This window comes from Chroococcidiopsis sp. CCALA 051 (assembly GCF_003015105.1).
Lineage (GTDB): Bacteria > Cyanobacteriota > Cyanobacteriia > Cyanobacteriales > Chroococcidiopsidaceae > Chroococcidiopsis > Chroococcidiopsis thermalis.
Genome location: NZ_PYCI01000243.1, coordinates 1 through 3618, shown reverse-complemented (window position 1 = coordinate 3618; position 3618 = coordinate 1). Strand labels below are relative to the sequence as shown.

General features: G+C 46.7%; 4 protein-coding genes. All 4 read left to right on the top strand.

The genetic code is table 11. The features are described from left to right. The coding region (locus C7Y66_RS30175; RefSeq protein ID WP_146149916.1) for an S-layer homology domain-containing protein at positions 1–877 on the top strand (877 nt) is incomplete at its 5' end. 271 nt (positions 878–1148) lie between these two features. After that, positions 1149–1730: a thioredoxin family protein gene (locus C7Y66_RS30170; protein WP_106548349.1), complete on the top strand. Its 582-nt coding sequence runs from the start codon at positions 1149–1151 to the stop codon at positions 1728–1730. 174 nt (positions 1731–1904) lie between these two features. Next, positions 1905–2387, top strand: coding sequence for a pentapeptide repeat-containing protein (locus C7Y66_RS30165; protein WP_106548348.1), 483 nt, complete (start codon positions 1905–1907; stop codon positions 2385–2387). Positions 2388–2498: 111 nt separating this feature from the next. Then, a partial coding sequence (locus tag C7Y66_RS30160; protein WP_304529371.1) for a glycoside hydrolase family 3 N-terminal domain-containing protein occupies positions 2499–3618 on the top strand: 1120 nt, incomplete at its 3' end.

The following is a 3618-nucleotide window of genomic DNA, read 5'->3' as shown; positions in this document are numbered from 1 at the left end:
ATTTACCATTCAGTATCAGCGAAATGCTCCAGCTACAGCCGCCACTCCTACACCCTCACCCCAAACCAGCGGGGAAAACTCAGCTCAGACACAAACAGGTAACTCAGTCACTTCTGACACAGCCGAGCGAAGCTTCAACGACCTAAGCCAAGCCCCTCAAGAATTGCAACAATATATTACAGATCTGGCGGCTTTGGGTGTTTTGCCCCTGGAACCAACTAACGCCAAAAGCAGCCAAGCCGATCCCGTCCGCCAGTTCAATCCAAGTAAGATCGTCAGCCGCCGGGAATTTGCTCGTTGGTTGTTTGAAGCCAATAATCGCATTCAAGCCACTCGTCCAGCGCTACAAATTCGAGGTGCATCAGCCGCAGCTCAACCAGCATTTCGAGATGTACCGCGAAACGATCCTGATTTCTCCGTTATCCAGGGACTCGCGGAAGCCGGGTTAATTCCCAGTTCCTTGTCAGGAGACGGAACGGCGGTTTTATTCCGTCCTGATGCCCCGTTAACGCGGGAACAGTTGATTCTTTGGAAAGTCCCTCTAGATACCCGCCAAGCCTTGCCTAACGCCTCCTTAGAGGCTGTCAAAGAATCATGGGGGTTCCAAGATGCAGCGCGGATCGATCCTAAAGCTTTACGTGCGGTAATCGCAGATTTTCAAAACGGAGAGCAGTCGAATATTCGCAGGGTTTTCGGATATACCACATTGTTACAGCCGAAAAAACCCGTTACCCGTGCCGAAGCTGCATCAGCAATTTGGTTTTTTGGTAATGGCGGTGAGGGGATGACGGCTCAAGAAGCCCTGAAAGCACAACAGCAGCCGCAAAACACCCAACAACCCCAAAATCAGCCTCAACCGCAACCAACATCACCATAATAAAGTCACCTACGATTGACTCGGGCGCGATCGCATTCTGAATCGAATGTACTGATTTTTTGTGTAGAATTAGTTGCCGCAGGCATCGCACAACACTAAATCTTGTAATATCTTTTACTGTAAGATTTTAAATCTGGAGACGATAAATATGAGCTAATTCGACTGCTCTTGCTGAAAACTACTGTACTTTACACCCCCTGTACTTTAACAGCGATTGGTTATCATCCAGAAAATGAGTAATAGAAAATTTTAACTTATGAGTTCTTAAGTTATGGCTTTAACAGCTTCTACTATGTTGCCACTGGGGACTCTTGCCCCAGATTTTCAACTTCCAGATGTTGTTTCTGGCGACACGATCTCTTTATCTACATTTGCTGGCAAACAGGCTTTGTTAGTGATGTTCATCTGTCAGCATTGCCCTTTTGTCAAACACGTGAAAACGGAATTAGCACAACTCGGTAAAGATTACAATCACCAAAATGTAGGGATAGTTGCTATTAGTGCCAATGATATTAACAACTACCCCGATGATGCTCCAGAAAAGCTCAAAGCAATGGCAGTGGAATTAGATTTTCTATTTCCCGTATGCTATGACGCAAGCCAGGAAACAGCTAAGGCTTATACTGCTGCTTGCACTCCAGATTTCTTTTTGTTCGATGCAGGGCAAAAATTAGTTTATCGCGGACAGTTAGATGATAGCCGTCCTAGTAATGGTAAGCCTGTTACGGGTGCAGATTTACGAGCTGCTATTGATGCAATTCTTGCCTCGCGTCCCGTGCCAACCGAGCAAAAGCCTAGTGTTGGATGCAATATTAAGTGGAAACCTGGTAATGAACCTAGTTACTACGGCTAAAAAGGGAAACAAAGGAGCAGATTTGGGAATCTTATAATTAGAGTCTTGCTTCTGAGCAACTCTGTTAAACCGAACTATTTGAGGCGCTCTGATTTTGAGTCGGGAGCGCGAATTATTATGCCTGGCTCCAGCAGCCACAAATCATCAACACATGATTATTAAGTTATCTAGACAATGAAAATTTCGATTCTTGCTACCGTTACTTTGCTAGCTCCTCTTTGTTTCATGGCTTCAGCTCAGGCTTATAATCCCCAAGACCTAGCACAATTAAAACGGACAAATGCTTGTCCTCGATGTGACTTAAGTAACGCACCCCTGAATAACTTAAACCTCAGCAGAGCCAATTTGCGTAATGCCAATCTTCAAGGTGCTAACTTATCTCGTTCTATTCTGGCAGGTGCAGATTTAAGCGATGCAAATCTGGAGACAGCAAATATTTCAAGTGCTAATTTATTTGAGACATTACTGATTGGCGCAAACCTCAAGTCTGCTGTTCTCGTCAACTCAAACTTGACTGGTGCTGGTTTAATGGCTGCTAACTTAGAAGGTGCTAACCTCAGAGGGGCAATTATGGATTTAGTCAATTCACGAGGGGCTAGATATAGAGCGACAATCATGCCTAATGGTACGGTTACCCCAGCTCCAACTTGGCGGTGACGATGGTAATGGGTAATGGGTAATGGGTAGTTGGTAGTTGACAGTTGAGAATTGAGTGTTAACCTTCAACTATCAACCTAACCCCTAATCCGCAATCCATAATCCCCGTTCATGCGATCGCTACCTAATCTCGATTCTCTTTCCTTGATAGAACTAGTGGCTCAGATGCTTGTGGTGAGAGCTTCTGGCTACTTGTTCGACCACCAAATTCTCTATCCTAGCTGGGAACCAACTGCTGATAAGCTCAAGCGGTTGGTAGAACTAGGTGTAGGTGGTGCGATCCTGTTGGGTGGAAGTGCGGCAGAAATCGCTTTAAAAACGCAACAATTGCAATCCTGGGCGACAATTCCGTTATTGATTGCCGCAGATATTGAGGAAGGGGTAGGACAGCGTTTTGCTGGTGCAACTTGGTTTCCTCCACCAATGGCTATAGGGGCGATCGCATCCCACAACCTCAGTCTCGCTCAAACGTATGCATCTCAAATGGGAGCAATTACCGCTCAAGAAGCCTTAGCAGTTGGAATTAACTGGGTGCTTGCTCCTGTAGTAGATGTCAACAACAACCCTGACAATCCTGTGATTAACGTCCGTTCCTTTGGCGACAATCCAGCGATCGTCAGCCAGCTAGCTAGTGCCTATATTCAAGGGGCAAAATCTTATCCCGTACTCACAGCAGCTAAGCATTTTCCTGGGCATGGGGACACGGCTGCTGATTCTCATCTAGATTTACCTGTCATTCCTCATTCTCCGGCAAGATTGGCAGAAATCGAACTACCACCTTTCCAAGCGGCGATCGCGGCTGGGGTAGATGCGGTGATGAGCGCCCATTTACTTATACCCAGTTGGGATGCAGAACATCCTGCTACCCTCTCATCGCAGATTTTAACGCAACAGCTACGTCAGAACATGGGTTTTGAGGGTTTAATTGTTACCGATGCTTTGGTGATGGGAGCGATCGCCAATCGCTATGGAGCCAACGAAGCGCCTGTACTTGCAGTGGAAGCTGGAGCAGATATTTTACTGATGCCAGTCGATCCTGAAGGCGCAATTCAAGCTGTCTGTACTGCTGTTGAAACCGGACGCATCTCCAAAGAGAGAATTTGCGCTTCTGTAGAGCGGATCTGGAAGGCTAAGTTGCGGGTTGTTGGTGAAAATAGGGAGCAGGGAGCAGGGACGAGCTGGGAGCAGGGAAGAAAGACAAGGGAGAGGGGGGAGACAAGGGAGACAAGGG